This is a genomic window from Streptomyces europaeiscabiei, from assembly GCF_001550375.1.
Lineage (GTDB): Bacteria > Actinomycetota > Actinomycetes > Streptomycetales > Streptomycetaceae > Streptomyces > Streptomyces europaeiscabiei.
The window spans coordinates 1-4,969 of the sequence record NZ_LRTR01000843.1; the positions used below are offsets into that span (position 1 = coordinate 1).

The 4,969-nt window shown below is 72.0% G+C and carries 5 protein-coding genes; 4 read left to right on the forward strand and 1 reads right to left on the reverse strand.

All coding sequences use genetic code 11. The annotated features are described in order from the left end of the window. The first annotated feature begins 250 nt into the window (after positions 1-250). The 4 genes from AWZ10_RS42800 to AWZ10_RS42815 all read left to right on the forward strand — a co-directional run bounded on the left by AWZ10_RS42800 (position 251) and on the right by AWZ10_RS42815 (position 3,627). Positions 251-460, forward strand: a complete 210-nt coding sequence (locus AWZ10_RS42800) for a ferredoxin (RefSeq protein ID WP_060893830.1) — start codon at positions 251-253, stop codon at positions 458-460. Between the two features lie 39 nt (positions 461-499). Continuing rightward, positions 500-1,747, forward strand: a complete 1,248-nt coding sequence (locus AWZ10_RS42805) for an activator-dependent family glycosyltransferase (RefSeq protein ID WP_060893831.1) — start codon at positions 500-502, stop codon at positions 1,745-1,747. 90 nt (positions 1,748-1,837) lie between these two features. Then, positions 1,838-2,842, forward strand: a complete 1,005-nt coding sequence (gene rfbB / locus AWZ10_RS42810) for a dTDP-glucose 4,6-dehydratase (RefSeq protein ID WP_060893832.1) — start codon at positions 1,838-1,840, stop codon at positions 2,840-2,842. After that, the gene (locus AWZ10_RS42815) at positions 2,836-3,627 is read left to right on the forward strand and encodes an AfsR/SARP family transcriptional regulator (RefSeq protein ID WP_060893833.1); all 792 of its coding nucleotides are present in this window, start codon (positions 2,836-2,838) and stop codon (positions 3,625-3,627) included. The genes rfbB and AWZ10_RS42815 overlap by 7 nt, the downstream gene beginning before the upstream one ends. Positions 3,628-3,682: 55 nt before the next feature. Here AWZ10_RS42815 and AWZ10_RS42820 read toward each other — a convergent pair whose 3' ends face one another. Next, positions 3,683-4,669, reverse strand: coding sequence for an NAD-dependent epimerase/dehydratase family protein (locus tag AWZ10_RS42820; RefSeq protein ID WP_060893834.1), 987 nt, complete (start codon positions 4,667-4,669; stop codon positions 3,683-3,685). Positions 4,670-4,969 lie beyond the last annotated feature (300 nt).

The following is a 4,969-nucleotide window of genomic DNA, read 5'->3' on the forward strand; positions in this document are numbered from 1 at the left end:
GCCTTCCGTCCGCCGGTCACTCCAGCACGGCGGCCCCGCGCCGGACCAGGGAAGGCCACGCAGTCTAGGGATTCACCGAGTACCGGCCGGCGCGGCCGGTCGCCGGGCCGCCGCGCCGGTGCCGCGGCTGCCGAATCTCTGGAGGAAATCCCAGACAGCGGTCTCCCGGCGGCCGAACCCCCGCTCCCGCACCGCAAGATGGGCTCGCCCCGGCATCCCACCGGACCGGCACGCACGCAGGAGGCCTCCCATGGACATCGCGATCGACCACGACAGGTGCATCGGCGCCGGTCAGTGCGCCCTCATCGCCCCCGAGGTCTTCGACCAGCGCGATGACGGACTGGCGCTGCTGCTGGTCGAGCGCCCGGACGACGCTCGGCTCGCCGACGTCCGGGAGGCCGTCGAGTCCTGCCCGATGAGCGCCCTTTCCGTGGGCGAGGACCGTAGGCCCCCGGCCTGAGCGCCGTCCCGGGCCGCCCCCTGAGGAGGAGATCAACCGATGCGCGTCCTGTTCGCCTGCCTGCCGGAGAAGTCGCACGTCTTCACGATGGTTCCGCTCGCCTGGGCTCTGACGGCCGCCGGGCACGAGGTGCTGATGGCCAACGCGCCGTCCCTGACCGACGCCGTCACCGGCGCCGGACTGGTGGCCGCCCCGGTCGGCAGCGACCACGACCTGCACCGCGACATGGCCGTCGCACGCGACTCGCAGGACGCGGACGTCGCCAACTGGAGCCGTCTCGGCTACGGCGACGTCGACCACGCGAGCCTGCTCGCCCGCTACAAGATCAGCGTCCCGTACGGTTTCGCCCGCTACAACGACCCGATCCTCGACGACCTCGTCGCCCTCGCCCGTGACTGGCGGCCCGACCTCGTCGTCCGCGACCCCATCGCCTACGCGGGCGGTATCGCCGCCCGCGCCTGCGGCGCCGCCCACGCCCGTCTGCTGTGGTGCGCCGACGTCTACGGCCAGGCCCGCGCCACGTTCGTCGAACTCGCCGAGGACATGCCCGAGGACCAGCGCGCCGATCCGCTCGCCGACTGGATCGACGAACGGGGAAGCGCCTACGGCGTGCGCTGCGACGAGGAACTCCTCAACGGACAGTTCACCATCGACACGCTGCCCCCGAGCCTGCGCCCTCCCTCCGACCTGCGCCGGCTCTCCATGCGGTACGTGCCCTACAACGGCGCGTCCGTGCAGTGGCCCTGGCTGCGCGAGCAGCCCAAGCGGCCCCGGGTGTGCGTCACTCTGGGCCGTACCAACACCGAGGCCTACGGCGGCGACTACGTGGCCGTGGCCGACATCCTGCGAGCCCTGTCCCGGCTCGACGCCGACATCGTCGCCGCCCTCATGCCCGAACAGGCCGAGAAACTCGGCGACCTGCCCCCCAACGTCCGGGCCGTCAGCGGCCTCGCCCTCAGTACCCTGCTCCCCAGCTGCACCGCCATCGTCCACCACGGGGGCTGGGGCACCTTCTCCACCGCCCTGGTCAACGCCGTGCCGCAGCTCGCCCTGTCCACCCTGGTGGCCGACCAGGAACTACGCGGCCGGACACTGCAGGACAGCGGGGCCGGACTCCACGTGCACCACACCGACGCCGACGCCGACCGGGTCGCGGACCTCACCCGGCGCCTCCTGGAGGACCCCTCCTACGCCGCCGAGGCACGCCGTCTGCGCGACGAGGCGGCCGCCATGCCCACGCCACACGACCTCGTTCAGGAACTGGAACGCCTCACCGCAGCCGGCTGAATCCCCCGGTGCCGGCCCGACCCCATTCGCCCACCTTGAGGAAGGAGGACGGCGCCCCCCTCGGCACGCCCTGAGACGCGCCGCACCCAGATGAGTCAGACGCGCATCCTGGTCACCGGCGGTGCCGGCTTCATCGGTTCCCACTACGTCCGGACCCTGCTCGGACCCCTCGGCCCCGACGACGTCACCGTCACCGTCCTCGACTCCTTCACCTACGCCGCCAGTCTCGCCAACCTCGACCCCGTCGCGGACAGCGACCGCTACCGGCTCGTCGTCGGCGACATCTGCGACAGCGTTCTCGTCGACAGCCTGATGGCCGACCACGACCAGGTGGTGCACTTCGCCGCCGAGTCCCATGTGGACCGGTCCCTGGCCAGCGCCACCGAGTTCGTGCGCACCAACGTGCTCGGCACCCAGACCCTGCTGGACGCGGCCCTGCGCCACGGCATCGACCGGTTCGTGCACATCTCCACCGACGAGGTCTACGGCTCCATCCCCGAGGGCTCCTGCTCCGAGGAACAGCCCCTGCACCCCAACTCCCCGTACGCCGCGTCCAAGGCGGCCAGCGACCTGGTCGCCCTCTCCTACCACCGCTCGCACGGTCTGGACGTACGCGTCACCCGTTGCTCCAACAACTACGGGCACCACCAGTTCCCGGAGAAGATCATCCCGCTGTTCGTGACCCGGCTCCTCGCCGGTGACCGGGTTCCCCTCTACGGCGACGGCCTGAACGTGCGCGACTGGCTTCACATCGACGACCACGTCCGCGCCGTCGAACTGGTCCGCACGGGCGGCAGGGCCGGCGAGATCTACAACATCGGCGGCGGCACCGAACTCGACAACCGCAGCCTCACCGAACTCCTCCTCGAGGCCTGCGACGTCGGCTGGGACAGGGTGGAGTACGTCATCGACCGCAAGGGCCACGACCGCCGTTACTCCGTGGACTGGCGCAAGGCCCATGTCGAACTCGGATACAAACCGCAGAAGGACTTCGCCGAGGGCCTCGCCGAGACCGTCGCCTGGTACCGGGACAACCCGCAGGTTCCGGCAGACGCCGCCCGTCCCGATCCGCGGACCGGGACCGCCCCGTGCTGACCTGGCGCACCCTCGGCTCCGTGCGGGCATCGGCCGACGGCCACGACGTCACCCCGTCGGCGCCGAAGGTGCGTCAGGTGCTGGCCCTGCTGCTCGCTCGCCGCAACACCGTCGTACCGCTCGCCGCCCTCACGGCCGAACTCTGGCCGGGCCGCCCGCCCCGCAGCGCCACCGCGACCGTGCAGACCTACGCCTACCAGCTGCGCAAGGCTTTGCACGGCGGCGACGCACCCGGCTCGGGCGAGGAGGGGCCGCTGGTCACCCACGCCCACGGCTATCTGCTGCGGGTCGGGCCCGGGGAGTGCGACGCGGAGGAGTTCGCGCTCCTCACCGGCCGGGCCCGGGCGGCACTCGCCGACGACGACCCGCCGGGCGCCGCCGCGCTGGTCGAGCGGGCCCTGCTGCTGTGGGACGGACCGCCCTTCGCGGACGTCCCACAGGGCCCGGCGCTGCACGGATACGTCATGCGCCTCGAAGAACTCCACCTTCAGGCCGAGGAGTTGCGCGTCGCGGTCGGCCTGCGCCTCGGTCGGCACCGTGAACTCGTCGGTGAGCTCAAGGAACTCGCTTGCGCCCACCCGCTGCACGAGTGGTTCCAGGGCAGCCTCATCATCGCCCTGGAACGGTGTGGCAGGCGCAGCGAGGCGCTGGACGTGTACCAGCGGCTGCGCGCGATGCTCCGGGACGAACTGGGCCTCGATCCCTCACCCGGTCTCCAGCACCTGCGCCAACACGTGCTGACCGACCGTGTCAGCACGGCCGACCTGGACCTCCTGCCGGGCTGATGTCCGCCCGCCGGGCAGCCGCTTCTGCTCAGGTCCGCCGTCGGTCGACGGCGGATCAGCCGTGGTGCTCCACGGCTGCCCGCCACAGGTCCGCCACCATGTCGCGGGGCGTGCACCTCGGCTCCCAGCCGAGCATCGTGCGTGCGGCCGACACGTCCACGGCCATCCAGTCCGTGTCCGTCAGCGGACGCGGCCCCGCGACGGAACCCTCCACCAGCCGCGCCGGCCGCCCGCTGAGCGTGATCAGCAGGTCCACCATGTCCCGGACGTGCTGCGAGGCCCCGCTCGCGATGTTCAGCACATGCCCGCCGGCGCCGGGGAGGCACAGCGCGGCCACGACGGCCCGCGAGACATCCTGGGCGTCCACGAAGTCGCGGACGCTGCGCAGCGGTGACACCCGCACCTGCGCGGGCCGCCCGTCCGCGGCGCCGTCGAGCAGCTGGGCGGCCACCTGGCCGAGGAGGCTGCCGCGCGGGGTACCCGCGCCGATCACGTTCGACAACCGCAGTACCACCGCGTCCACGGTGCCCTTCTCGACGGCCCGCAGTACCGCACGGCTGCCCTGGAGCTTCGTCCGGCCGTAGTCCGTCGTCGGTTCCTCCGGCGAGGACTCGTTGAGCCACACCCCGTTGGGCTGCGGCGTGTACTCGTGCACGGAGCCCAGCTGCACCAACCGTGGCCGGGGCTCGGCGACGGCGAGAGCCGAGAGCAGCCGGTCCACCAGCAGCCGGTTGTTGCGGCGCATTCCGTCAGCGGTGGGGGACCAGACCTCGCCGGCGGCGTTGACGACGGCCACCGGCCGTTCCGCGTCGATCAGTTCGGTCAGGGCCCGCGGCCCGTCGGCGACCAGGTCCATGAGGTGGAAACGCCAGGACGCGGGTGTCTTTCGGGGATGACGGGCCACGGCGAGAATCTCGTACCCGGCCCGCTCCAGCGCGGCCCCCACCTGGCGGCCCACGAAACCGGTCGCTCCGAGGAGCACCACCCGGCCGGTCCCCGTGTCCGGGCCGTCCGGCCGTTCCAGCGCACCGATCTCCGCCATGCCACCGCTCCTTCCGGGCCCGCTGCCCGCACGTCCGCCGGCCTCTTCGCCCGCACGTCCGTCGGCCTCTCAGGCCTTGCGACGCGGGCACTCGGACCTCACACGCCCACTGAAGCAGCCGCGGATCGAGGACTCCTCCAGGCTCCGTCGACTCCATCCGCCCACCGCCGGGACTCGATCGGTTCTCGATCCGGGCGCTCTACGGTGTGGCCATCATGAAGGTTCGAGAGATGGCTGTGCCGGACGCCTACCACATCACGCCGCATCAGTTCCTGGACGAACGCGGCAGCTTCTACGAGT

Coding starts and splice junctions, on each gene's coding strand:
- AWZ10_RS42800 (WP_060893830.1), top strand. CDS start 251: ATGGACATCGCGATCGACCACGACAGGTGCATCGGCGCCGGTCAGTGC.
- AWZ10_RS42805 (WP_060893831.1), top strand. CDS start 500: ATGCGCGTCCTGTTCGCCTGCCTGCCGGAGAAGTCGCACGTCTTCACG.
- rfbB (WP_060893832.1), top strand. CDS start 1,838: ATGAGTCAGACGCGCATCCTGGTCACCGGCGGTGCCGGCTTCATCGGT.
- AWZ10_RS42820 (WP_060893834.1), bottom strand. CDS start 4,669: ATGGCGGAGATCGGTGCGCTGGAACGGCCGGACGGCCCGGACACGGGG.